Here is a 23,749-nt window from a genome sequence, read left to right on the forward strand (position 1 = left end):
ACCGATGCCGTCGCGCGGCCCCGTCGCCTCTGCTACAACCAGTAGACCAATAGAAGCACGATCGTAATTCCCGCCACCATGCTCAGTGCGTAGCCCTGCATGACCCCGCCCTGCATCGTTCGCAGCACAAGCGCCAGCCCGCGGGGTACCGCCGTAATCGCCCAGAGCAAACCATCGATCAGGTAGTCGTCCAGTGCCACCGCAATGCGGCCCAGTTGCCGCGCCGGCGAGACGATCACCGCATCGTACAGCTCGTCCACGTACCACTTGTTCCACAGCGTTCGATACGCCCCTTCGAACGTCGCCCGGATCACGCCCGGGATCCACGGCTGACGCACGTAGAGCACGTAGGCCACGGCAATCGCCGCGAGCGCGATCGCCCCGGAAACGAACATCAGGCCGTATTCCTCCCAGAACGTCGGCTCGACCGTCCACCCCCCGTGCCCGTGGGCGCCGTGTGCGGCGAACGTGTGCGCGAACACCGGAGCGAGAAACTCGTGGAACGGCTTGCTCGCCACGCCGACATACCCCGCCAGAATCGCCCCGACGCTAAGCACCACCAGTGGCAGGAGCATCCACCCGCCGGACTCGTGCGCATGCACGCCCTCCGGCACACGGACCGGACCCGCGAACGCCAGGAACACCATGCGGAACGTGTAGAACGCCGTCAGCGCGGCCGTGACCAGCCCGATCGTTCCCAGCAGCCAGTGCGACGAGAACGCGTGGTGGATGATCTCGTCCTTGCTGAAGAATCCTGAGAGCCCCGGCACGCCCGCCAAAGCCATGGAACCGACCACGAAGGTGATGAACGTCCACGGCAGGACCTTGCGAAGCCCGCTGAAGCGGCGGACGTCAATCACCCCGCCCATGGCGTGCATCACGCTGCCCGCCCCGAGGAACAGCAGCGCCTTGAAGAACGCGTGCGTGAACAGGTGGAAAATGGCCGAGTCGGCCGCAAACACCCCGGCGCCGAGAAACATGTATCCGAGCTGGCTGATGGTCGAATACGCCAGGATGCGCTTCATGTCCGTCTGGACCAGCGCGATCGTCGCCGCGAACAGCGCCGTCACCGCCCCGATCGACGCCACCACCGTCATCGCCGTTTCCGACGACGCGAAGATCGCCCCGCACCGCGCCACCATGAACACGCCGGCCGTCACCATCGTCGCCGCGTGAATCAACGCCGACACCGGCGACGGACCCTCCATCGCGTCCGGGAGCCACACGTGCAGCGGAAGCTGGGCGCTCTTTCCACAGGCACCGCAAAGCAGCAGCAGGGCAATCGCCGTGACGCGCCCGTCGCTCAGCGCAACACCACTGGCCGTGACGCCCTGCTGAACCATGTCGAACACCGCGCCATATTCCAGCGTCCCGAAGGTCAGATAGATCAGCAGGATGCCCAGCCCGAATCCGAAATCGCCCACGCGATTGACCAGGAAGGCCTTCTTCGCCGCCGCGGCTGCCGCCGGCCGCCCGTAGTAGAACCCGATCAGCAAATAGCTGCACAGGCCGACCGCCTCCCACCCCAGGTAGAGCAGCAGGAAGTTGCCCCCCAGCACCAGCGTGCACATGGCAAAAACGAACAGCGCCAGGTACGCGAAGAATCGCTCATACCCCCGCTCCGGATGACCGTGCTCGCGCATGTAGTCCCGCGAGTAGATCACCACCAGCAGGGAGATGAACGTGACCGTTACCAGCATCACGGCCGTGAGCGGATCGATCAGAAAATCGACAAGGAAGGCTTTGCCCGCGGCGTCCAGTCCCCAGTCGTAAATGGGAATGGAAGCGGAAGGATGCTCCGCCCCAGCGCCGTGCACCGTCAGCAGAACGATAATCGCGCATACGCAGGCCGTGCCCACGCCCCAAATCGCCGGCCAATGCGCCCGGCTCTTGAGCCAAACGGGCCCCAGCCCCCCCGACAGGATCGCCCCCGCCAGCGGAGCCAGCAGGATCACGATCCCGCAGAGCTTCAGAGTTTGAATCGTCTCAGGCGACATACGTAGCGAGCCGCAGGCCTCGGCCTGCGCAGACCTTGATCAATTCCGGCGTAGCGTCCGCCGTGCGGACTTGCCGTGTGCCATTGCACTTGAGCAGCGCTTTCAGTCCGCCTCGCGGACCAATCCTGTGCCCGCCCTACCCACGCATCAACGACCACGCCTCGGCGTCGAGCGTACCGCGCCGGCGGTAGAGCAGCACCACCATACCCAAGGCCAGTCCCGCCTCCACGGCCGCGATGACCAGCAGAAACAGGGCGAATACCTGACCTTCCAGATGCTCGTGCAACCGCGAAAACGCCACGGCGTTGATCACCACACCCTGAAACATCACCTCCGTCGAAAGGAAGATGACGATCAGGTTCCGCCGCGACATGAAACCCACAAGCCCCAGGGCGAAGAGGATCGCGCCGACGACGATGTAACCGCTCAGCGGATTCATCAGAACGGATCCACCTCCCGTCCGATCTGACCCAGCGGCGTGGTCGGCACCGGAGCGCCCTCATACGGCACCCGCTTCCGCGACAACGCCACCGCCCCGATCATCGAAACCAGCAGCAATACGCCCGCGATCTCCAGCACGACCACGTACCGCGTCATCAGCACGGCCCCCACCGCCGCGACATTCCCCGGCGGAAGCGCCGTCGAACCATCCCCCCCAATCTCTACCGACCGCGCCGCCACAGCGCTCGGCGCCGGCACGCTCACCGACTCCCCCGCGTGACCCGCGATCGCCGCCATCAGCACGAACCCGGTCAGCACCGCCAGAAGCGGCTCCCGCGCCCGCGTGTCATACACCGTTTCCGTATGCTGCTGGGCCAGCATGATCACGAACAGATAGGTCACGATGATCGCCCCGGCATAGATGATCACCAACGCCACCGCCAGGAACTCCGCCTGAAGCAGCACGAGCATCGCGGCCGTGGAGATCACCACCAGCACAAAGTAAATCGCGCTGTACACCGGCTTGCGGTGTGTCACCACCCGCGACGCACCCAGTATCGCGATCGCCGAAAACAGGTAGAAGTAGAACGCCTGCGATCCGCCGACCAGCCCCCGCGCACCCAACACCAGTAACAGCGCCAACACGGCAAGCAGCCCCAGCACCGCCCCGGCCGCGCCCGTCCGACGACGCTCACCCCCCGGCAGCAGCAGGTACAGCCCCACCCCGCCCAGGGAGAAGACCATGTACAACAGGCTGGCCGAAACCGAACTCAACCGTGCTTCTCCCGTTCTTCACCCGCCTGATCCTTCGGCGCATCAACCCGCTGTCCGGACGTGTGCCCGGTGCCGGGGTAGCCGGTGATCTTCGGGTTCTTGCGAGGCTTCACGTCCTTGGTCGCATCGTAAATGCCCAGCAACTCTTCCTTGTCGAGAATCATCTCTTCCCGCGTCCGGCCGACAAGGTCGTAATGCTGCGTAAGCTCGATCGCATCCACGGGGCACGCTTCCTCGCACATCCCGCAGAAAATGCACCGCAGCTCGTCCAGATCGAACTTGACCGGGTATTTCTCCCGATCCGGCCAGGGAGACTCCCCCGCCTCGATATGGATGCAGTGCGCCGGACATGCCGTGGAGCACATGTAGCACGCCACGCACGCCACGCGCCCGTCCTCGTCGCGATTGAGCCGGTGCACCCCGCGGTAGTTCTCGATGCGCACCTCGCGCTTCTCTTCCGGATACTGCACCGTCTTCGCCTTGCGACCCAGCAGCGTCTTGCCCCAGTGGCGCAGCGTGACCCGCATGCCGTCAAGGATCTGCGGCAGATAGAGCTTCTCGGCCGCGCTCAACCGCGGCGCGTCAATCTCGATAATGTCCTCGTTGCGAATCATCGCCTCGATGCATTCCCCCGACTTTCCGTTCCCCGCGTTCCTCTCGAAACTACGACATCCCCGCCATCGCCCCGCCCTGAGCGGATTGCACCGGCGGCAGGTTCGAAGTCCTTCCCGTGATCTCCGCCTTCGACAGCCCCGCGTACACCAGCGTGCCGACCAGCGCCACCACGTTGCCGCCCAACGCCCACAGCGGCGACCGCTCCTCGCCCAGATACACCAGCACCACCGTCCAGACAAACAGCACCAGCATGAGCGGAATCAGCCCCGACCACGCCAGGCGCATCAACTGATCGAACCGGAAGCGCGGCAGCGTCCAGCGGACCCACATCATGACGAAAATGCAGATGGCCACCTTCCCCGACAGCACCAGAATCTTCGCCAGAACGGCCCCGAAATGCGTCACGTCCGGCTGCGTCCAGGCGATGCCCGGGAAGTGGTACCCGCCCAGGAACAGCACCGCCAGAAACGCGCTGCTCGTGATCATCGCCGCATACTCGGCCAGGAAGAACATGCCGAACTTCAGCGCGCTGTACTCCGTGTGAAACCCGCCGATCAGTTCCTGCTCCGCCTCGGCCAGGTCGAACGGCGCCCGGTTGGCCTCCGCCAGCATCGTCGTGAACAACACCACGAACGCGATGGGGTGCAGGAACACGTTCCACTTCGGTATGAACCCCAGCCAGTACTGCGCCTGCGGGGCGATCATCTCCTCCAGCCGCACCGTCCCCAAAGTGAGTACCACGATGAGGATGCACAATCCCATGGGGATCTCGTAACTCAGCATCTGCGCCGTGGCCCGAATGCCGCCGAAAATCGAGTATTTGTTGTTGCTGCTCCAGGCGCCCAGCACCACGCCGTACACGCCCATCGACGCCACGCCAAGGATGTACAGCAGGCCGATGTCCAGGCTCGCTACCTGGATATCGATGAGCTTCCCATTGATCTCCCAGTAGCCGCCCCAGGGAATGACCGCGAAGCCTATGAAACCCACGAGAAACATGATGGCCGGCGCCGCGATGAACAATGGCTTGTCCACGTTGCCCGGGATCACGTCCTCCTTGAACACGAACTTCAGCCCGTCGGCGATCGGCTGGAACAAACCCGCCGGGCCGACGCGATTCGGACCCCAGCGATCCTGAATCCACGCCGAGATCTTCCGCTCGAAGTAGATGCAGTACGCCACCGCCCCGAGCAAAACCCCCAGCACCACCAGCGCCAGCACCACGCTCACGCCGAACTGGCTGGTCAGAAAGTTGTAAAGCCCATCAGGCATACACCACGCCGCAAGCACTTCAGATGGAGGGCGCTTCTCCAGTCATGGAAAAGTCCGCCGTACCGCGCCCTTCTTCATTCCGCATTCACAATTCCGCATTCTTCAGTGTGCATGCACGACCGGCGCCGGCGGCTCGTAGACCTCTTTCATCGCCGGCACATCCCCGGCCATCATGTCCCGCACACTCTCCGGAAGAAACAATCCCACCAGCCCGGCAATCTCGTACAGGTACTGCCCGTCGCGCTTGGCACCCTCCGGAGGCTGAACCGCCCGCTCGAACCCCTGCGCCACGCCGCCGGCATTGATAAACGTCCCTTCCCGCTCCGCCCACGCACATGCGGGCAGCACGATCGTCGCTGCCTCCGTGAAAGCGTTTTCGAACATGTCCTGCACGACCAGCAGGCCTATCTTCGCCGCAATCTTGGCCGTGTCCTTGTCGACCCAGTTCTTCGGATACCCCCCGGCGATCCACGCCGCGGAGAACGTGTCCTTCCCGGCCTGCTCCACGAACTCGGCAAACGAAAGCGATCGACCGCCCGCGCCGGCAATGACCGCCTCCACGCCGCGCCGGTTCGGACACTTCTCATTCAAAATGGTGAACTTGATCTTCTCGCCCGACGCCCCGGCCGGGAACGTCTGATCCTCCCCCTCCGTCGGCACCGGCCCGGGAACCAGCGCCGCATCCGGCGCGACCTCGCGCATGAACTTCACGATCAGCCACGCCTCTTCGCAAGACAGGAACGGCGACAGCACGACGGCCACGCCTTCGCCGCCCTTCTCCCGGACGTGCTCCTCGAACCGGAAACGCACGATCTCCGGAACCGCGTCCCACGTCGGGTACGTGGTTTCCATCCCCCGCTTGACCCTCGGCCGGGCGATCCGCGTGCGATCGTGAACGTACTTCCAACCGAAGCGACCCTCGTCGCACATCCACCACTGGTTGACCTTGGGGTTGTAGCGCGGCTTGAGGCGGTAGATCCGATTGTCCGCGTGATCCACGCGGATCGAGCAGCCGGTGGCACAGCCCGGACAGATCGACTCCGCCCCTTTGAGCTCCCACACGCGGCGCTTGAAGAGGAAGTCCTTGTCCAGCAGCGAGCCCACCGGGCAGATGTCCACCACGTTGCCCTGCAACGGGTTGTCCAGCGGCTTGCCCGGGAACACGTCGATCTCCGCCCGCGCCCCGCGGTTCACCACGCACAGTTCATACGTCCCGGAAACTTCCGCAGCGAAACGGACACACCGCGTGCACATCACGCAGCGGTCCTGGTAAAGCAGCGTCTTCGGGCCCACGTCCTTCTTGGGATTCTTGATTTTCAGGTCCACCATCCGCGAAGTGGCGTGGCCGAACTCGTAGCTGTAATCCTGGAGATAGCACTCCCCCGCCTGGTCGCACACCGGGCAATCCAGCGGGTGATTCAGCAGGAAAAACTCCATGCAGTTGGACTGGTTCTGCTTGACCTTTTCCGAGTCGAAGCGGACCTCCATTCCGTCGCGCACGGGAGTCTGACAGGAAGGCACAAGCTTGGGTGACCAGACCATTTCCTGCGTCTTGGGGTCCGGCATCTTCATTTCCATCAGGCAGAGCCGGCACGACGCCACGATGGATAGCCCGGGGTGGTAGCAATAGTGCGGCACGTCCCACCCGGCTTCCAGCGCGGCCTGGAGCACGGGAACCCCCGCCCGGCACTCGATGGTCTGGTTGTCAATGATGATCTTGGGCATTTTCGATCCGCTGTTCTCTGCGGACGGTCTTCAGTTATTGCGGCCAGCCGCCTTCTGACTTCGCAGGTTCCGCCATGCGAACCATTCAGGAAAGCAGGGCATGCGGTTCGCGTGGCGCCAGACACGCGGTTCGCATGCCTTCACCATCTACCCACCGCCGATCGCCATCCCTCAATTTCGCAATCACCCTTCCGAATTCGTTTCTCTGGTCCCGTTGAGCCGACTATCGCGCGGCGCGCAGCTTCGTTTTCACCTCCACGGGCGGCACGGCATCACTTTTCTCGCGACGCCGTTTCTGAAACACCGTGGCGTCCTGTCGATCCGCTTCGCCGGGCGATTTCGCAAACTCCGCAGCCAGCTGCCCTAGCACTTCCGTCTGGTCGGCCGTCTCCAGCCTTCGGAATGCCTGCTTGATCGCCGATTTCGTCATGAGCCCTGTCCACTGATTCGTGCGTCCAAGGCTTCCCTCGGAACACCCGCCCTCATCCATTCGATGCCGATTTTCTAGCAATCAACTCCCGAACGTCGGGTACAAGGTCAAGCGGAATCTCCATCAACGCTTGCGTCGGATCCTCTCGAGCAGCCTCGTCTTCAGCCACGGCTTCATCTTCCGTCTGCTTTTCGTAATGCTCCAATACGCGCCGAACGCGATCCTCACTCCAGCCCTTCGGGAATCGGTCGGGATTCATGGCTTTCTCCGACGCATGCGGCGCTTATGAGCTTGCAAGGGCTTGCCTCGCAGTTCGTACGCCGTAATGACGAACAAATGGTCCCTTCCGCCCTCCACGACATAGATGACCCGCAAATGCCGGCCACCTTGCGTCCTGCCGATCGCTACTCGAGAACCGTCGCGGCCCGGTCGATCTTCACTGGGCCTGCCAAGTACCTCTTCAACCTCCGACGTCGACACGCCGTGACGCTCAATATGAGGTCTGTCCGTTTCTATGTCCGCGTAGAAACGAATACCCACTCTCAAGCTTCCCCGTCACATCCCAAGCGCGCCACCCTCATGGCGCGGTCGATCTTAATTCAACACCCGCAGCCGCTCCTGCACCCTTCCCGCCGGCTGGTTCCGAATCGCATCCTCCAGCTCGCCGCGGAACTTCTTCACCACCGTCTCGATGGGGTACGTTGCTCCGTCAGGCAGGCCGCAGATGCTCAAGCCCGGCATCATGCCCATATTGCGCGACGTTTCAAGCAGGATGTCCAGATCCTCGATCCGCCCGGCGCCCTCCGCAATCCGCGAGGCGATCTTGTACATCCACATCGTGCCCTCGCGACATTGCGTGCACTGCCCGCACGACTCCGTGCCGTAGAATCGCGCCAGGTTCCGCAGCACAATCCGCATGTCCGTGTCCTGATCGATCACCACCACCGCCGACGTGCCAAGTCCCAGCAACCCGTACTTCCGCGGGTCGTCGAAGTCGAGCTTCATATCCAGTTCGTCGGCCGTCAGCGCGCCCATCGAAACCCCGCCCGGCAGCACGGCCTTGACCTTCTTGCCCGGCAGCATTCCCCCGCCAAGATCCGGGCGCTCGATCAGGTCGCGCACGGTAATGGTCATCGCCTCTTCGTAGCACCCCGGCCGATTTACTGACCCGCTGATGCAGAAAAGCTTCGGCCCAGTGCTGTGAGACGGGCCGATGCTCGTGAACCACGATGCTCCGCGCTCGATGATGTGCGGCAAGTTGCACAGCGTCTCGACGTTGTTGACTACCGTGGGCTGGCGGAAGAGCCCTTCCACTGCTGGGAACGGCGGTTTGATCCGCGGCCAGCCGCGCTTGCCCTCCAGCGATTCGATCAGGCCCGTCTCCTCGCCGCAAACGTAGGCTCCCGCGCCGCGATGAACGTAAATATCGAGCGAATAATCACTTCCGAATATCTTCTTCCCCAGGTAGCCCGCCACATAGGCCTCATCAATTGCCCGCTGTACCACGTGAAACTGCTCGTGGAACTCCACGCGGAGGTAAATGTAGGCGGTTTGCGAACGGGTAGCATAGGCCGCAATGATCGTCCCTTCGATGAGCTGATGGGGGTCGTGCTCCATCAACACGCGGTTGCTGAATGTGGGCGGTTCGGACTCGTCGCCGTTGACGCAAAGCAGGGTCGACTTGCGGTCTTTGGGCAGAAATCCCCATTTCACACCCGCGGGGAAGCCGGCTCCACCCCGGCCGCGCAGATTCGCTTTCTTGACTTCCTCCACGACCTCGTCGGGCGCCAGTTTGAGCGCCTTGCGGGCGCCCTGGTAGCCGCCGCGCGACTCGTAGACCTTGAGCGTCTGAGAGTCCGGCACCCCGACGTTCTTCAGCAAAACTGTCTCGTACTTGCTCATGCTTTATTTATTAGTTGAACGCTCAACTAATTCAGCACTCCTTCACAATATGCGAACAAAGGGCCACTGCATGATGAATCGGAAGTACAGCACGCTCCATACCACGAGCACCGGCGTCAGCCAGCGCCATCCCGACCTCGTCGCCGCCGGTATCGCGAGGGCGAAGAGGACGGGAACATAGTCCAGCGAGAAGCGGTTGTACCCGCGCTGGTACGCGCCTGTCGCATGGAATAGCAGCAGCGCCGCGATCGTCAGCAACGCGCCGCCCAGCAGCATCCGCCGGGGCGGATCACGAAGGATACGACGAATTCCGACCAGCAGAAAGAGGAGAACCGGGGTCGTCCACCAAATTCCGGTTCCCATCTGGTTGGGCTTGAGCAACCACTGCGGCCGTCCCTCCGATTCGATCCGGTACAGGTTCGGAAACCCGGCGTTCATATAGTAGAGGTTGCGCGGCAGAAAGTACGGCGAGAACAGGCCGTGGGCTCGCGCATCGCGGGCGAACATATCGTCGGTTCTTCCCTCGTAGATGAGCATGTAGCCGGAGTTCCAGGGCCGATCAAACTTGAGTGTATTGGCCAAGAGCGGAACGCCAACGGCAAGGGTCAGGAAGAGTGCGACGATGCCCATCCGGCGGAACCGCCCGGCCGGGTCGCCTTCGCGCCAGGCGAGCCAGACGAGGGGCAGGGCCAGGCCAATGGTGAGCTGACGGGCGAGGGTCGCGAGGAGCAACGTCAAACCGCAAGCCCACACGCGCCGCCGGCCGAACCATTCGATCAGGAACGCGAGCAGGGCCATCGTCGCGAGGACGTGGTTCACGTGGTAGGGGCTGGCGCCGATGACTACCTTTTTGAGCACGGGCCAGAGCGACGTGCCGGAGAGCAGTCCGACGCCGAGGACCGCGCCCCACTGGGGAGAGCCGCTCACGCGCCGGCAGAGTTCGAAGCAGAGCAAGGGGACGGGGAGCGCCAGCAGGACGAGAATCCAGTGCGGCACGCCGCCGAAGAAGGGCACGACGGCGGCCGAGATGATGGTGAACAGCAGGGGGAAGTGGCTGTAGAACTTGCCGTCGTACACGGCCGTGTCCAGCCAGCGCTTGGGCACGTCGAGCCGGCCTTGCCACCACGCCTGGGCCTCGGCGATCTGGGCGTTGGCGTTGCCGTCGAAGACGATGCCGGGGCGATAGAGCTTGGGTTCAAAGAGGATGAAGAAGGCGACGTAGACGGCCAGGAGGCAGAGCCAGTCTTCGGCGTGGTAGCGGAAGCGGCGGGATTTCGATTCGGGATTGTCCTTTGGCGAAGAGGGGTCGGAGCGCGCGGGCATTTTTTTAGGCGCGGCGATGGCGCCCTTCGGGGTCGATCCGTTGGCGGGTGGCACGGGTGGCACGGCCATGGGGTTATGGTCACGTCGTGGGGGGGCGGAGTCCAGAGGGAGGTGCCGGCCGGGCGAGGGGCGATCCAAGAGTATGGCAGAGAGGCGTGGGCAGGGCGGACGTGGAAGAGGTGCGTCGGGGGACACAGGCTACGAAGCCATGGTGCATCAAGATGCACCCTACCTCGCTTGGCCATGCCACCCGCCGGACTACCCGGCTAATTCGCCGCCGCGGCGTACTCGGACAAAGCCAAGAGCGCGAGGAATGTCGCGTGGGGATCGCTCTTTCCGGCGCCGGCGTCATAGCCGAAAAGCTGCCCCAAAGTCCGCCCCAGGGAGCGATGGTAGGTCCATCCGCCGTCCGCATTCTGTGAGAGCAGTATCCTCTCGATCCAACGTTGGCGGACCGCCGGCGGGTCATCCATATAGAGCCAGAATGCGATGCGCTCGTTGTATATATCGCTTGTGAATGGATCCCAGGATTGAATCCAGCGCAGTCTGCCATTGACCGACAGCACGAGTCTTTCTACTCCCCGGCGGTTCGCCTCGACGGGATCGATTTCCTGCAACCAAAGATAGGCAAGCAGGGCGTGCGTTAGCTTGTAACTGCCTTTGAGAAGCGAAGGATTGCGAAACAGCCGCTCGTCCTTTCATTCAAGCGAGTCTCTGTGGGGTAGAGGGCGTGGATGAGCCACTGGGCATAGAAATCCTCGCGGCGGGTGGACAAGAACGCCTGAATCCAAGCCATGTCCTGGGGTGTCAATGCGTCGCGGGGCCACCCCGGCAGGCCGAAGAACACTCGCCATTGAAGGTTTTCGCGATTGAGATCGGACGCGCGTGCCATTTGATCGCACAGGCACGGGGAGTTGTGTCGCCGGAGAACGCGTTTCAGGAGAAAGTGGTGGGGTGCAGCTTCCCCCTCCTCTTCCAAGGATTTCGCAAATGCACTGGAACGGCAGAGGTAATCCAACCCTCGTTCGATCGCCGAATCGGTGCGGCTGCTTGTCCATTCCTTGGAATGGAAGGCAAGGTTGCAGAAAGCCCAGAGATAAGTAATCGGTAATGCAAGGAAGAGGAACAGGGCGGCGAGAAATACGAGCTTTCGGCGAATACGGTTCCGGGATGGCTTCGGCTCCGCCGGCTTTGCTTTTCCTGAAAGCTGTTCCGAACTGTTGGACACGAATTTGTCCTCGCGGCACGTGCCCGACAAGAATCGACTGGGTTACCTCGCTGCCGTCAACCGACAGCGAGCGACGTTGGGTAGGTGGCATCTTGATGCGTCTTTCTCTGTTCAAGTCACGGGCGACGCCCATGGGCTGCAAGCGTGAAGAAAGACGTCGAACGCTCATCGTTCCATCGAACGGACGCGGGCACGGTGGATTATTGTCGTCTTTTCAATTTGTGCATCAAGATACCGACTGCCTCTTGAGGCAAGCCCATGGCGGGGCCTCGTCCCGGCTTTGCCGAACGGGCTTGGCCATGCCACCCGTCGGCGCAGTTCAAGAGCATGCCCACACCTCGAAGCGACGCGTGGGCATGGCACACGTTGAAGAGGTGCGTCAGGGGACGCACCCTACGGAACTGGGACCCCGTCTGGGTCTCCGCGGACTGAATCGCGTGAAACACTCGGGGCAACGGTCGGACTCAAGCCCAGTGAGATCGTAGTCGCAACGAATACAATGTTGACCCGGACGGCGCCAACGGCGCACGATTCGGGTGAGCATTATCGCGAAGGCAATCGTATACGCGGGGGTGAATATCAACGCAAGGCTGGCAAAATAAGGACCGCCGTTGGGAGGAATGAGTGGACTGTTCAGTAAGTAGAAACCTGCTTGCCCGAGCTCGAATACACCTCGGTCAACATCGATAACGTATCTTGCCATCCACCAATCATCGCTGTGAGCCCAAGGTGCCCCGAAAATCGCATATATCCACCACAGAGACCAGAGCAGCAGGGCAACACGATCCCTCTGCCCTTTGCAACCCATCAGGAGTACGGCGTATCCAACCGGCATCATGACGAAAAGCCAAAACGCGTCTGACTCGATTGTGTGAACAAACAATCCGTTCCTGGATAGAGGCCCCATCCAACCCGTCTCGATGACTCTCTCGTGTTGCTCGATCGCAGCAACGCCGGCGAACCAGTAGCCCACCGCCAAGATCATAACTATGACGAGAGTAGCCCCTACAGGGACGAAGTCATCCAGAGACCGCAATACATCACTGCTTGTCCCATTGCGGCCCGCTTCCATTCCCGCATACTCCACTCGCACAACGCGGACAGCAAGCCGTAAGAATAGAATACATGCAAGCAAGATCACGAACGGATAGGACAGGAATATCGCCTGCGCATATCTACCATACGTCTCGGAATCCGGAATGGCTGCCCGAGGATCCCATCGCCATATCAAAAGGCACCACAAGATAGCACAAAATGTAATCGTTACGAACGCTCGGCGACTGCTTGCGCGTTTTGTCGCCACGCGGAGCACCACCCAGGGGATAATCAAGACAAAGTATCGAAAAAACGGCCAGAAAAATACGGGCGTAGCACTGGCTTGCCCTTCGTACGCGAGCAAGCAGAGAGGGCCATGACTCAGTGAAATCACGTCCACGTCTCCAGTTTCACATTCCAACCAGCCGCTTGAGTCGCCGATTGTACAGCGCCTTTACCGAGGTGTGTCAAGCGAATCCTGCGTGCGACGCATCGCAGCGGGCGGCCAAGCCATTCAAGAGCATCCCGATGGGGTGTGGGCATGGCACACGGCGCAAATCGGTTTTGCCGTCCGGTGCATCAAGATGCACCCTACTAAGCTACAAGACTACAAGGCCGTGCGGTCAGTCGGCGTCGCGCATCTCGCGGACGTCGGAGGTGGTTCCGATGACGTTGTCGACGGGTTCGCCGGTGGTGGCATCCGGGCCGGGTGACGCGGGCTTGGGGACCGCGGGTTTTCCGTTTTCTTCGGGGGGGTCGAAGAGGGTGCTGCGGGGCATGGAGAGCTTGTCGTTGTCGGCGTCGGCCAGGATCCTGGCCACGTCCTGCGGCTTGACGCGCTTGTGCATACGCTCGTTGATGAGCATGCAGGGGGCGTGGTCGCAGCCGGCGAGGCATTCTTCCGTTACCAGGCTGTACCGGCCGTCGGCAGAGGTGCCGTGCTCGTCGATGCCGAGTTGGCGCTTGATTTCTTCGAGGACGGCCGGTCCGCCCAGGACCTCGCAGGAGATGCTGCGGCAGACGGTAATGACCTTCTTGCCCTTGGGATGGGTCCAGAAGTGCGTGTAGAAGGAGACGGTGTCCATCACCTCGGAGGGGTGGATGTCGAGAACCTCGGCGATTTCCATCAAGGCCTGCCAGGAGAGATGTCCGAGGGTGTTCTGCACGATGTGGAGGGCGGGCAGGAGCACGGCGCGTCTGGTCTGGTAGCGGGGAAAGAAGCCGCGGATTTTCTCACGGACGGCCTCGGAGAGGACGGGGGGAGCCTTGGGGTCCACGACGGTTTCGTTGCGATTGATGGTCTGCCAGCTCACGATAAACCCTTGTTTTGAATCAGCCTATGGATCAGATTCCGAGAGTCCGGCCATCTTCAGCAGATGACTCACCAGGCCGGTCTTCAACGGTTTGTTGCCATGCACGGGAATGGACAAGCGGACATTCGAGTCCTCTTTACCCATCACGTGATGGCTCCCGTGAATTCGAAGAACTTCCCATCCATGGCGACGGAGAAGTTTGATCAGCGCTCTGCCGGTGACCTGCTTCAAACCACGATTTCCACAACGCGCCGTCCGCGCGAGCGCTTCGCCGGTTTCAACTCAACGGACAGGCACGCCTCAACGGCTTCGTAGATGTTCTTCAGCAACTCCTCAAAAGTCTCCCCTTGTGTAGCGCATCCGGGGATTGCCGGGACCTCCGCCCAATAGCCACCTTCCTCCGCTTCATGGACGACGACTTTCAGCTTCATAGAAACACCACATATGTGCGAGCTGGTTGCTTATCGATCCAACTCCGCGGCGATGATGTTGAGGCTCCCCAGCACGGCCACGACGTCGCTGACCTTGTGGCCCACGACGAGTTTCTCGAAACACTGGTAGTTGATGAACGACGGCGGGCGGCAGCGGGCGCGGTAGGCGCAGTTGCCGCCGTCGCTGGCCAGGTAGAAGCCGAGCTCGCCGTTGGCGGTTTCGTTGGCGCCGTAGGCCTCGCCGACGGGCGGCTCGAACCCGCGGTTGGTCATGATCTGCTCGAAGTGGTGGATGAGTCCTTCGATGCTGAAGTAGACCTCGTTCTTGTTGGGCAGCGTTTTCTTGTCGTCGGGCAGGACGTTGATGGGCCCGTCGGGGATGTTGTCCACGAGTTGAAGGATGATCTTCACCGACTCGCGCATCTCGGCCAGGCGCACTTGGTAGCGGGCGAGGCAGTCGCCGCCGCTGCCGACGGGGACCTTGAACTTGACGGCGGGCGCGCCCTGGCCGTCCCAGTTGTCGGCATAGCAGAGGTAGGGCTCGTCCTTGCGGAGGTCGCGACGGACGCCGCTGGCGCGGGCGTGTGGGCCGGTCCAGCTCCAGTTGATGGCGTCCTCCTTGCTGAGGTAGCCGATGCCCCTGGTTCGCTCGATGAAGATGCGGTTGCGGGTCAGCAGCCTTTCGAGATCTTCCAGGGCGCGGGGTAACTCGTCGGTGACGTACTTCTTTACTTTTGCAGGCCAGGCCGGGGTGATGTCCTGCATCAATCCGCCGACGCGGGTGTAGCTGGTGGTGAAGCGTGCTCCGCAGATTTCCTCGAACAGATCGTAGATCGTCTCACGGGCGTTGAAGGGGTACATGAAGGCGGTGAAGCCGCCGAGGTCGAGGCCGGCCGCGGCGACGCAGAGCAGGTGGTCCTGAATGCGGGCGAGCTCGGCGATGATCGTGCGGATGGCCTTGCAGCGCGGCGTGAGCTCGATCTGGAAGAGTCTTTCGCAGGCGTCGTGCCAGGCGATGTTGTTGGCCATGGGCGAGACGTAATTCATGCGGTCGGTGACGACGACGTACTGGTTGTAGTTGAGGTGCTCGCCGAGCTTTTCGAACCCGCTGTGGAGGTAGCCGATGTGCACCGTGCAGGAAAGCACGCGCTCGCCGTCGAGCTCGAGGACGTGGCGGAGCGTGGTGTGCGTGGCGGGGTGCTGCGGTCCGAGGTTGAGGACCCAGACATCGCCGCCGGGTTCCTCGGGAGCGTAGGTGGCGCCGGCGTACTGCGAGGTTGCGGGAGTCGTTGTCATTATCGTACTTTCAATGCGTCACAGCGACCGCGATTTGCGGGGTATTCGCCATCACTTGTGCTTCACTCCCGCAATTGGCTACAATCATGGGGACGCCATGAAGCTCGCATTCCGGCCGCGGAGTTAACTCCGATGAACAATGAAGCTCTTCGAAAAGCTCACGCCGCCCGGCCCTTTCAACCCTTCGACCTTTACGTTGCCGACGGTCGGGTAATTCACGTCCCGCATCCGGAGTTTCTGGCACAGTTCCCCGGAGGCCGGGCCATTATCATAACCAACGAGGATTACTCCTGGGACCTGGTCGATCTCCTGATGGTCACATCCATCCACATATCAAACGGCAAAGCCGCTCAGACCTAGCTTTTCTCCTACGCGCTATCCCGCGTGAGCCGCTCGAAGTCCTCGCGCTCGCCCTGGCCGCGCAGGGGATAGTCCTTGCGCAGGGGGAACGCCCCGAAACCTTCCCATGTGAGAATCCGCCGCAGGTCGGGATGGCCGTTGAAGCGGACGCCGAACATGTCCCAGACTTCGCGCTCCATCCATTCGGCTCCCTGCCAGATACCGGTCACGGTCGGCACGGCCGGCTCGGGATCATTCACGAAGCACTTTGCCCAGAGGCGGTGGCCGTGGGTAATGGAGAGCAGCGCGTAGATCACGCCGAAGCGATCGCGGGCCTTGGGGAAGTTCAGGTAATCCACACAGGTGAGGTCGGCCAGTTGCTCGAAGGCGCAGCGCGGGTCGTCGTGCAGGAAGCGGAACACCTCCAGCAGGCGATCCGGCGGAACGCGGACGCACAACTGTTCTCTGGTCTTGTCGCGGACCTTGAGCAGCGGGCCCGGGGCGAAGTCGACATCCGGGAATTGTGCCTGGAGCACTTCGATCAGCGAATGACTCGTCGTCACTTCAATCCATCCCACGATCGCGGAAGCCGAAGGCGGTGTTCCGCGTTGCCCATCAGTTTCGTCCCGGCACGTTCAGGTCGATCAGCCGTTGCTGCGGCGCGGGCACGACCAGGCGCAGGCCCTTGCCGCGCTGCGCGCTGGACTTGATCCCATCCTGGTCCACCAATCGCTGGATCAGCATGACGCCCTCGAGGAGGGTTTCCGGTCGGGGCGGGCAGCCGGGAACGTAGACGTCCACGGGAAGGAACTGATCGATGCCCTGCACGACGGCATAGGTATCGAACACGCCGCCGGTGCTGGCGCAGGCACCCATGCTGATGACCCACTTGGGTTCGGCCATCTGCATGTAGATGCGCTGGAGGACGCGCATGTTCTTGATGGCCACGCGCCCCGCACAGATGAGCAGGTCGCACTGGCGGGGCGTGAAGCGCATGGCCTCTGCACCGAATCGGCCGATGTCGTAGCGGCTTGCCCCGGTGGCCATGAGTTCGATCCCGCAGCAAGCGGTGGCAAAGGGCATGGGCCAGAGCGAGTTTTTACGCGCCCAATTGATGCCCATTTTCTGGATGAGGTCGGTCACGTGGTCCAGCCGCGTGGCCAGGAACTCTTCCTTGCTTGCCTGGTAGGGTGTCGTACCTGTCTGAATATCGCTCATGCCGTCACGCCAAGAATCGTCGGTTACTCCCACTGGAAGGCGCCCTTGCGCCATTCGTATATCAGTCCGAACACCAACAGGATGAAGAATATACCCATGCCCGCCAGCAGAAAGCCCTTGCCGGCAAGCGTTCCATCCCCCAGGGGGATGGTAGTGCCGGTGGCCGCGGCGTGGTGAAAAACCTTGGCCCAGGGCCAGATGAAGATGATCTCAACATCGAACAACAGGAACAGGACGGCGACGATGTAAAACCGGACGTTAAAGCGCCGCCGCGTGTCCTGAAGCACGGGCATGCCGGACTCGTAGGTGCTGTCCTTGACCGGGCCGTGGCGCTTAGGCCCCAAGGTGTGGGCGATGACCAGCATGGCCACGGCGACGAATCCCACGAGGAGCACGACGACGCCCAGGGCCGCGTACTGTTCCACTGAAGTCGGAGTCATGTTGAACTCGTCCGATGCGCCCGCGATCGCGGCGCCGCGATCGGGTTCTTGCCACTCGTTGCACGGGCGGCCCATCCTACCGGGCACTCTGGGAAATGTATACGGGAAGGGCCGAGCAGGCCACGCGCGAATCGAGCGGCAGCGGGTCGCTCGGTCACGGTCAACTTCCACGACGGCGGTGGAGGACGGGATTCCCCAAGATTCTCGCGCGGCGGGTCAGGGCGTGTCGGAAGCGGTGCTCGCCGCAAGGTGGCTTTTTACGACATCGAGAAACGCTCGGGCGTCGGCATCGTCCGGGTTGAGACGCATGGCTTCCTGGATTGCAGGGAGGGCGAGGTCGGGTCGGCCGTTCATGAAGTTCGCGACGGCCAAGTTGTAGTGGTAGATCGGCCGTGCGGGATCAAGGCGCGCGGCCTGGGTGAGTTCGTCGACGGCTTCGCCAACCGTTCCGCGGGCGAGCAGGATCATGCCCAGGTTGTAGCGCGCATCGGATTGATCGGGATCGAGGCGAACAGCCCGGCGCATGGAATCGAGCGCCTGTCCCTGCTCCCCGAGGTTCGCCTGGACGATGCCCAGGAGCAGGTGGATTTCGCTGCGGTTCGGCTCCTCCTGAACGAGGCGCGCGAGTTCGCGCCGGGCGTCGAGGAATCGACCTGCCTGCAAGAGGATGCGGGCCGGGCGCAGGCGGGCGTTGATCGTCGTGCCCGCTTCGTCTGCCGCGAGTCGCGCTTCGCGCAGGGCATCGTCGAGATTTCCCGCCTGCAACAAGAGAGCGATCAAGTCGTCGCGGGCGGCGCGATTCTGCGGATCGAGTGTCAGAGCGGCGCGAAATGCCTGCTCGGCTTCGGCGAGCCTTCCGGACTTGCGTTGGAGGTTTCCGAGCGCCCGCTGCGGCTCGGCGTCGTGCGGACGGCTTGCGATGAGGCGGTGGAGAACTCCCTCGGCGGCGTCCAGATCGTTGCGGGCCACGTGCAGCCAAAGCATGTCCTGCAAGATGGAAGGTGTTGGCAGCAGGCTCCAGCGATCGGCGCGCTGGAGTTGCCGGATCGCGGTGGCGGCCGTGGCGCGCTGCTCCTCGTCGGCGCGTTCGGTCCATGCCGAACCCGGCTGCCAGATGTCGTCGCCCAAGGCGAGCGCCGCCGCGCCGCGTTTCCCCTGCCACGAAGCCCACTGCACGAACCCGCTGTGCGCGACGACGACCATCCACGCGAAAGAGAGCGCCGCGAAGGCGACACCCGGGCCGGTCCAGCGCCGGCCACGCTTCAGCAAGAAGTTCTGCCAGCGAACGTTGGCGTCGCGGGCGAGGCGATAGAGCTTCAAGACGACGACAGCGGTCATCGCCGCGAGCCCCATGGCAAACAGGAGCGGCACGAGGTCATACAGTCCGCGAAGGGCAAGAAGCGTGGCCAGGCCCACGGCCGCCATGACCAGTTCCTCGCCGAGCGTGAAATCGAACGTCCGTCGTTTCGGCGCGGATACGGGCCGGGCAGCGACCGATGGGCGGGCGAAACCGTAATAGAGGGCGTCGTTGGGGCAGACGCTCACGCAATCCATGCACTTCATGCAGCCGGGATCGACGACCATGCCGAATCGTTTGACTTCGTCGTGGACGCGCACGTTGGAGCTGCATGCCGCGGTGCAGTGTCCGCAGTGCTTGCAGTCGTCGGTGACGCGAATCCGGCCCGGGGCGAGGCGATCGGCGGGGGCGAAGAATGCTCCGTAGGGACAGGCATAGGTGCAGAATCCCTTGGACCCCAGGAAGTACACGATGGCGAAGCCGGCCACGAGGACGGTCAGGACGGCGATGATCGGTCCGGGGAACGTCTGCCAGAAATCGGCCGTGAACAGGTGATTGCTCATTGCCGCGCGGGGGGTGCCCGTTGCCCAGCGATAGGCACTCGGCCAGACGAACATGTACAGGGCCAAGGCAAGCGGGGCGAGCACAAGCAGCCGGGCGCGCAGGGGCCTGGGGCGGATGCCGACGCGTCGCAGAAGCCACGCGCACAGATCCTGGTAGGCGACGAAATGGCAACCCCATCCGCAGAAGAAGCGCCCGAAGATCAGGGTCGCGACGATGGCCGTGGCAAAGAAAATGAAACCCGCGTTCAGGTAGCCGCGGTCGAGCGTGTACATGGCCTCCGACGGCTCGACCGGCGAGAGGGTTCGTCCGGCCAGCAGCCAGTGGATGACGTGGGCGATCATGAGCAGATGGACGGTGATGAGCACAGCCGCGCGGCGGCGCGCCATGCGCGACTTGCGCTGTACGTTCGGCGCGGCACTCACCACGGGGAGGGCGAGTTCGCCTCGGGATGGAGCGGTGGCTGGCTCCAGGGACGGGTTGCTGGAAACGGGCTGCAAAATGTCTGCTCTCCGGCCGCCTTACGCTTCGTGGGAATTATACGTCGCGACGGCGGGAGTCATGGGGTGCGGGCAGAAATCCCGTCCTTGCGACAGCGTCGGGCGATCGCAACAATGCCCGATATGGACTCACCGACGCACGAATCGGACTCCTCCGAGGGGCTGGGACACGATCCGCAGGAGACGGAAGCGGTCCTGCGTGAGCTGCTGGCGGGGCACCCGCAACTGGCCGAGCGCGTCCACCGGGAGTTGATGGTTGCGCTGCACAAGCGAGGCATCGTCGGCGTCGACGCGCTGTATGACGAAGCCCGGCGGCGCCTGGGCACCGCGCCGTCCGAGAAGACACGCGATCCGAACATCGTCACGCGGACGCCCTGGGACGAGCGCGAGCGCCGCGCGGTCGAGGAGCTGATCCACGAGTTCGTGTCCCGGCGGTTCACGCCGGCCGAGGTCGAGGACATCGTCAATCTCACGCTCAAGCGGGAGAAGATGCAGAGCCTCGAGCAGGTGGCCAACCTGCCCTCGGTAACGTTCCGTCAACTGGCCGACGAGGTGCAGCGCTTCTGCGAGCTGCCCGTCGGTGAGACGCGGGTCCCGCCATCGGAGATGATCGGCACGCGGGTGGCGCTGATCCGCCATTTTCTGAGCGATCAGCTCGAGTTTCTGGCCATCGCCAAGCAGCACCTTATCGTCCGCGACTTCGAGGATGTGACGCGGCGGATGATCGGGGGCGACCAGGGCATGGGGCGTATCGGGGGCAAGGCCGGGGGCATGATCCTGGCCAACCGCATTCTCACGAGCGCGGAGGAGGGGAAGGAGCCTTTTCTTCCGCTGGCCACGCCCGAATCGTACTACCTCCGCAGCGACGTGATCGAGGAGTTTTTGTCCCTCAACCGGTTCCAGGAGTACCGCAACCAGAAGTACAAGCCGATCCAGGACGTCGCTCGCGAGTATCCGATTATCCGCGGCGTATTTCGCAACGGCGACTTTCCGCTCAAGATCGTTCACCAGCTCCGCCGGGTGCTGGAGCAACTGGGCCCCGATCCGCTGATCGTGCGTTCCAGCAGCCTGCTGGAGGACCGGCTGGGGACCGCCTTCTCCGGGAAGTACGCCAGCTTCTTTCTGGCCAACCAGGGCTCGTTGGAGTACCGGCTTCGGGCGCTGCTCGGGGCGATCGCCGAAGTGTACGCCAGCGTGTTGTCCGCCGATCCCATTCTTTACCGGCGCGAGCACGACCTGATCGACTATGTCGAATCCATGGCCGTGCTGATTCAGAAGGTCGTGGGCACGCGCGTGGGGAAGTACTACCTGCCCGCGTTCGCGGGTGTGGCTTTTTCGCGGAACGAGTACCGCTGGTCGCCGAGGATCCGGCGCGAAGACGGCATGGCCCGGCTGGTGGTGGGTCTGGGCACGCGGGCGGTGGATCGCGGGGGTCCGGATTATCCACGGATGGTGGCGCTGGCGGCGCCCACGCTCCGCCCGGAGTCGAACACGCAGGAGATCCGCCGGGGCGCGCAACAGACGGTCGACGTGATCGACCTGGAGCAGAACCGTTTCCGAAGCATTCGGGTGCGCGAACTTCTGGAAGAAGCCCCGGATTTCCCCATGCTCGACAAGATCATCTCGATCCATCGGGACGGGGGTCTGTACGCGCCGACCATGCTGCATGTCGACGCCGAGCCGGACGACATGGTCGTCACATTCGACAAACTGGTGCGCTCCACGCCGTTCGCCCAGCGTATTCGCGGCATTCTCGACCTGCTCGAGAGGGCGTACGAGCGCCCCGTGGATATCGAGTTCGCCTGCGACGGCGAGAACCTCTACGTGCTGCAGTGCCGTTCCTTGTCGCAGACGGCGGAGAGCAGCCCGGCGCAACCGCCGGACGATGTCCGTCCGGAGGATGTCATCTTCGATGCCCGCAAATACGTTCGATCGGGCATGATCGACCGAATCGAGTACGTCGTGTACGTCGACCCTCGCGCGTATGACGCGATACCCGATCTTGATCGCCGGTATGAACTGGCCCGCGTGGTGGGGCGGGTCAACCACCGCCTGGAGCGCGGCACGTTCATTCTGATGGGTCCAGGTCGCTGGGGCAGCAAGGACATCCGCCTCGGTGTTCCCGTGCGCTATGCGGACATCAACCGCTGTCGGATGCTCATCGAGATTGCCCGGGCCAAGGGCGGGTTCGTTCCCGAAGTTTCCTTCGGAACACACTTCTTCCAGGACCTCGTCGAAGCGAAGATCCAGTATCTGCCGCTTTATCCGGACGAATCCCCGAATCGATTCAACGAGCGTTTTTTCGACGAATCGCCGAACGTGCTGGCCGAATTGCTGCCGGAGGACGCGGAGTTCTCGGAAGAGCTTCGCGTGATCTGTGTTCCCACGGCGACCTCCGGACGGCGCGTTCATGTCGCCATGGACGGCGAGGCCGATTACGCCGTGGCGTATCTTCGTTAGTGTCCGGGCGTTCGATTCCGCCCCCCCGACACGTTCCTGCGGACTTTACGAAAATCCGGATTTCGACCGCAGGGCATCTCCGCGTGATTCGTTTCATGGAGTGAATCAGGCCGGCGCGGCGGCACATGCCGTCGATGGCCACCCTCGAGAAAAAGGAGATCCCCATGAAGGCGATGACGACGATGATCGCGGCCTTGGCGATGCTGGCATTTGCGGCAGCGGCCGATGCGCGACCCTGGCACGGTGGCGGAGGTCCGAAAATGCGCGGGCCGGATGGGCCCAACCCGCCGCCCTGCGCCGCGGCCGAAGAGGATGACAACGCCGGTCGCCCGTGCTGCGGCGCATGTGATGGAGACGGTCCGCGCGCCGGCTGCTGCGGAGATGGACCCCACGGACGAAGGTGGGCGGATGACGAAGGAGAACGGCCGAGGATGCGCATGCGCGACGGCATGGGGCCTCACGGCAAGCGTCGGGCAGATGACAATGGCAATGGACCGCCTCCCGGTCCGCGGCGCGGCATGTGCGACGGCCCGCGTGGTCCCCGTGGAGGCATGCGCGGTGAATTCCCGCCGGGAATGCGCGGACGCGGCGAGGGCCCCTGCATGCCGGCGGGAGATGATGAACCTCTCTCGCTCAACGAAGCGGATGTGGGTGCCGTGCGTCGGGCGCTGCTCGATGAATTGGGAATGGAAATCTACTACGGGCAGGTGATCGAGCAGTTCGACGAGCCGCGGGGTGTCGGACGACTGCATCAGGCCGAGGGGCGCCATGCCGCGGCGCTGCGCAACCTGCTGGAACGGGCGGAGGTTGATCCGCCAGCGCCCGAGGAGGCCGCCGTGCCGGAGCTGCCGGCGACGCTGGCCGGGGCACTCCAGCTTGCCTTGGATCACGAGCGCACCAACGTGGCGCTGTACGACGAGCTGCTACCGGCGGTGACGGACGGCACTGTGAAGCGCGTGTTCGAGGCGCTGCGCGAAGCATCGAGTGAACGACACACGAAAGCGCTGGAGCGGCAGCTGAAGAAAATCGGCGAGTAACGATCGCGATAAGATCCCTGTTTACGGGCGGTCGTGGCGGCGCGAAAGGTGCCAGCCGCGGCCGTCCTTTTTTTTGCAGGAATCACGGGTCTTGCCGGGCCGCTTTCGCGTGACT

22 protein-coding genes are annotated in these 23,749 nt (G+C 63.1%); 3 read left to right on the forward strand and 19 right to left on the reverse strand.

Annotated elements, in window-relative coordinates; genetic code table 11:
* Nucleotides 1–32: 32 nt before the first annotated feature.
* The 15 genes from nuoL to J5J06_11795 all read right to left on the reverse strand — a co-directional run bounded on the left by nuoL (nucleotide 33) and on the right by J5J06_11795 (nucleotide 15,782).
* The gene (gene nuoL / locus J5J06_11725) at nucleotides 33–1,997 is read right to left on the reverse strand and encodes an NADH-quinone oxidoreductase subunit L (GenBank protein MCO6437749.1); all 1,965 of its coding nucleotides are present in this window, start codon (nucleotides 1,995–1,997) and stop codon (nucleotides 33–35) included.
* A 136-nt stretch (nucleotides 1,998–2,133) separates the two neighbouring features.
* Nucleotides 2,134–2,436, reverse strand: a complete 303-nt coding sequence (gene nuoK / locus J5J06_11730; protein ID MCO6437750.1) for an NADH-quinone oxidoreductase subunit NuoK — start codon at nucleotides 2,434–2,436, stop codon at nucleotides 2,134–2,136.
* Complete coding sequence (locus tag J5J06_11735; GenBank protein MCO6437751.1) at nucleotides 2,436–3,212, reverse strand: NADH-quinone oxidoreductase subunit J; 777 nt, start codon at nucleotides 3,210–3,212, stop codon at nucleotides 2,436–2,438. The genes nuoK and J5J06_11735 overlap by 1 nt, the downstream gene beginning before the upstream one ends.
* Entirely contained in the window at nucleotides 3,209–3,826 is a 618-nt protein-coding gene (locus J5J06_11740) for an NADH-quinone oxidoreductase subunit I (protein ID MCO6437752.1), read from the reverse strand. The genes J5J06_11735 and J5J06_11740 overlap by 4 nt, the downstream gene beginning before the upstream one ends.
* Before the next feature lie 49 nt (nucleotides 3,827–3,875).
* Nucleotides 3,876–5,099 carry an NADH-quinone oxidoreductase subunit NuoH gene (gene nuoH / locus J5J06_11745; GenBank protein MCO6437753.1) on the reverse strand — a complete coding sequence of 408 codons (1,224 nt, stop codon included), beginning with the start codon at nucleotides 5,097–5,099 and terminating at the stop codon, nucleotides 3,876–3,878.
* A gap of 102 nt (nucleotides 5,100–5,201) precedes the next feature.
* Nucleotides 5,202–6,824: a (2Fe-2S)-binding protein gene (locus tag J5J06_11750; protein MCO6437754.1), complete on the reverse strand. Its 1,623-nt coding sequence runs from the start codon at nucleotides 6,822–6,824 to the stop codon at nucleotides 5,202–5,204.
* Between the two features lie 223 nt (nucleotides 6,825–7,047).
* Nucleotides 7,048–7,254 (reverse strand): hypothetical protein, encoded by a 207-nt coding sequence (locus J5J06_11755; GenBank protein ID MCO6437755.1) that lies wholly within the window; start codon nucleotides 7,252–7,254, stop codon nucleotides 7,048–7,050.
* A 52-nt stretch (nucleotides 7,255–7,306) separates the two neighbouring features.
* On the reverse strand, nucleotides 7,307–7,513 hold the full coding sequence (locus J5J06_11760; protein ID MCO6437756.1) for a hypothetical protein: 207 nt from the start codon (nucleotides 7,511–7,513) through the stop codon (nucleotides 7,307–7,309).
* 335 nt (nucleotides 7,514–7,848) lie between these two features.
* A complete protein-coding gene (gene nuoF, locus J5J06_11765) occupies nucleotides 7,849–9,156 on the reverse strand; it encodes an NADH-quinone oxidoreductase subunit NuoF (protein ID MCO6437757.1) in 1,308 nt (435 codons plus the stop codon).
* 42 nt (nucleotides 9,157–9,198) lie between these two features.
* Nucleotides 9,199–10,548 (reverse strand): hypothetical protein, encoded by a 1,350-nt coding sequence (locus J5J06_11770; GenBank protein ID MCO6437758.1) that lies wholly within the window; start codon nucleotides 10,546–10,548, stop codon nucleotides 9,199–9,201.
* 197 nt (nucleotides 10,549–10,745) lie between these two features.
* On the reverse strand, nucleotides 10,746–11,045 hold the full coding sequence (locus J5J06_11775; GenBank protein ID MCO6437759.1) for a hypothetical protein: 300 nt from the start codon (nucleotides 11,043–11,045) through the stop codon (nucleotides 10,746–10,748).
* Between the two features lie 2,320 nt (nucleotides 11,046–13,365).
* On the reverse strand, nucleotides 13,366–14,055 hold the full coding sequence (locus J5J06_11780) for an NAD(P)H-dependent oxidoreductase subunit E (protein MCO6437760.1): 690 nt from the start codon (nucleotides 14,053–14,055) through the stop codon (nucleotides 13,366–13,368).
* 24 nt (nucleotides 14,056–14,079) lie between these two features.
* A complete protein-coding gene (locus J5J06_11785; protein MCO6437761.1) occupies nucleotides 14,080–14,286 on the reverse strand; it encodes a type II toxin-antitoxin system HicA family toxin in 207 nt (68 codons plus the stop codon).
* Nucleotides 14,283–14,486: a type II toxin-antitoxin system HicB family antitoxin gene (locus tag J5J06_11790; protein MCO6437762.1), complete on the reverse strand. Its 204-nt coding sequence runs from the start codon at nucleotides 14,484–14,486 to the stop codon at nucleotides 14,283–14,285. The genes J5J06_11785 and J5J06_11790 overlap by 4 nt, the downstream gene beginning before the upstream one ends.
* 30 nt (nucleotides 14,487–14,516) lie before the next feature.
* Nucleotides 14,517–15,782, reverse strand: coding sequence for an NADH-quinone oxidoreductase subunit D (locus J5J06_11795; GenBank protein MCO6437763.1), 1,266 nt, complete (start codon nucleotides 15,780–15,782; stop codon nucleotides 14,517–14,519).
* 132 nt (nucleotides 15,783–15,914) lie between these two features.
* Between J5J06_11795 and J5J06_11800 the strand changes: the two genes are divergently transcribed.
* Nucleotides 15,915–16,142, forward strand: a complete 228-nt coding sequence (locus tag J5J06_11800; GenBank protein ID MCO6437764.1) for a hypothetical protein — start codon at nucleotides 15,915–15,917, stop codon at nucleotides 16,140–16,142.
* Nucleotides 16,143–16,150: 8 nt separating this feature from the next.
* Here the strand turns inward: J5J06_11800 and J5J06_11805 are convergent, their stop codons facing one another.
* From J5J06_11805 to J5J06_11820, 4 genes are all read right to left on the reverse strand, one after another.
* Nucleotides 16,151–16,612 (reverse strand): NADH-quinone oxidoreductase subunit C, encoded by a 462-nt coding sequence (locus tag J5J06_11805; protein ID MCO6437765.1) that lies wholly within the window; start codon nucleotides 16,610–16,612, stop codon nucleotides 16,151–16,153.
* 124 nt (nucleotides 16,613–16,736) lie between these two features.
* Nucleotides 16,737–17,339, reverse strand: coding sequence for an NADH-quinone oxidoreductase subunit NuoB (nuoB, locus tag J5J06_11810; GenBank protein MCO6437766.1), 603 nt, complete (start codon nucleotides 17,337–17,339; stop codon nucleotides 16,737–16,739).
* Nucleotides 17,340–17,362: 23 nt separating this feature from the next.
* Nucleotides 17,363–17,779: an NADH-quinone oxidoreductase subunit A gene (locus tag J5J06_11815; GenBank protein MCO6437767.1), complete on the reverse strand. Its 417-nt coding sequence runs from the start codon at nucleotides 17,777–17,779 to the stop codon at nucleotides 17,363–17,365.
* A 216-nt stretch (nucleotides 17,780–17,995) separates the two neighbouring features.
* The gene (locus tag J5J06_11820; GenBank protein ID MCO6437768.1) at nucleotides 17,996–20,137 is read right to left on the reverse strand and encodes a tetratricopeptide repeat protein; all 2,142 of its coding nucleotides are present in this window, start codon (nucleotides 20,135–20,137) and stop codon (nucleotides 17,996–17,998) included.
* Between the two features lie 114 nt (nucleotides 20,138–20,251).
* Here J5J06_11820 and J5J06_11825 point away from each other — a divergent pair, with 114 nt between their 5' ends.
* Together J5J06_11825 and J5J06_11830 are read left to right on the forward strand one after the other, a co-directional pair.
* Nucleotides 20,252–22,597: a pyruvate, phosphate dikinase gene (locus J5J06_11825; GenBank protein ID MCO6437769.1), complete on the forward strand. Its 2,346-nt coding sequence runs from the start codon at nucleotides 20,252–20,254 to the stop codon at nucleotides 22,595–22,597.
* Between the two features lie 164 nt (nucleotides 22,598–22,761).
* Nucleotides 22,762–23,634 carry a hypothetical protein gene (locus J5J06_11830; protein MCO6437770.1) on the forward strand — a complete coding sequence of 291 codons (873 nt, stop codon included), beginning with the start codon at nucleotides 22,762–22,764 and terminating at the stop codon, nucleotides 23,632–23,634.
* The last annotated feature ends 115 nt before the right edge of the window (nucleotides 23,635–23,749 follow it).

The sequence above is a fragment of the Phycisphaerae bacterium genome (assembly GCA_024102815.1).
Lineage (GTDB): Bacteria > Planctomycetota > Phycisphaerae > UBA1845 > UBA1845 > JAGFJJ01.

Excerpts from the sequence above, each read along its gene's own strand:
- J5J06_11770 (MCO6437758.1), bottom strand. The coding sequence starts at position 10,548 with ATGGCCGTGCCACCCGTGCCACCCGCCAACGGATCGACCCCGAAGGGC.
- J5J06_11815 (MCO6437767.1), bottom strand. The coding sequence starts at position 17,779 with ATGACTCCGACTTCAGTGGAACAGTACGCGGCCCTGGGCGTCGTCGTG.
- nuoB (MCO6437766.1), bottom strand. The coding sequence starts at position 17,339 with ATGAGCGATATTCAGACAGGTACGACACCCTACCAGGCAAGCAAGGAA.
- J5J06_11825 (MCO6437769.1), top strand. The coding sequence starts at position 20,252 with ATGCCCGATATGGACTCACCGACGCACGAATCGGACTCCTCCGAGGGG.
- J5J06_11830 (MCO6437770.1), top strand. The coding sequence starts at position 22,762 with ATGAAGGCGATGACGACGATGATCGCGGCCTTGGCGATGCTGGCATTT.
- J5J06_11740 (MCO6437752.1), bottom strand. The coding sequence starts at position 3,826 with ATGATTCGCAACGAGGACATTATCGAGATTGACGCGCCGCGGTTGAGC.
- J5J06_11790 (MCO6437762.1), bottom strand. The coding sequence starts at position 14,486 with ATGAAGCTGAAAGTCGTCGTCCATGAAGCGGAGGAAGGTGGCTATTGG.
- J5J06_11760 (MCO6437756.1), bottom strand. The coding sequence starts at position 7,513 with ATGAATCCCGACCGATTCCCGAAGGGCTGGAGTGAGGATCGCGTTCGG.
- J5J06_11795 (MCO6437763.1), bottom strand. The coding sequence starts at position 15,782 with ATGACAACGACTCCCGCAACCTCGCAGTACGCCGGCGCCACCTACGCT.
- nuoF (MCO6437757.1), bottom strand. The coding sequence starts at position 9,156 with ATGAGCAAGTACGAGACAGTTTTGCTGAAGAACGTCGGGGTGCCGGAC.
- nuoH (MCO6437753.1), bottom strand. The coding sequence starts at position 5,099 with ATGCCTGATGGGCTTTACAACTTTCTGACCAGCCAGTTCGGCGTGAGC.
- nuoL (MCO6437749.1), bottom strand. The coding sequence starts at position 1,997 with ATGTCGCCTGAGACGATTCAAACTCTGAAGCTCTGCGGGATCGTGATC.
- nuoK (MCO6437750.1), bottom strand. The coding sequence starts at position 2,436 with ATGAATCCGCTGAGCGGTTACATCGTCGTCGGCGCGATCCTCTTCGCC.
- J5J06_11800 (MCO6437764.1), top strand. The coding sequence starts at position 15,915 with ATGAACAATGAAGCTCTTCGAAAAGCTCACGCCGCCCGGCCCTTTCAA.
- J5J06_11755 (MCO6437755.1), bottom strand. The coding sequence starts at position 7,254 with ATGACGAAATCGGCGATCAAGCAGGCATTCCGAAGGCTGGAGACGGCC.
- J5J06_11750 (MCO6437754.1), bottom strand. The coding sequence starts at position 6,824 with ATGCCCAAGATCATCATTGACAACCAGACCATCGAGTGCCGGGCGGGG.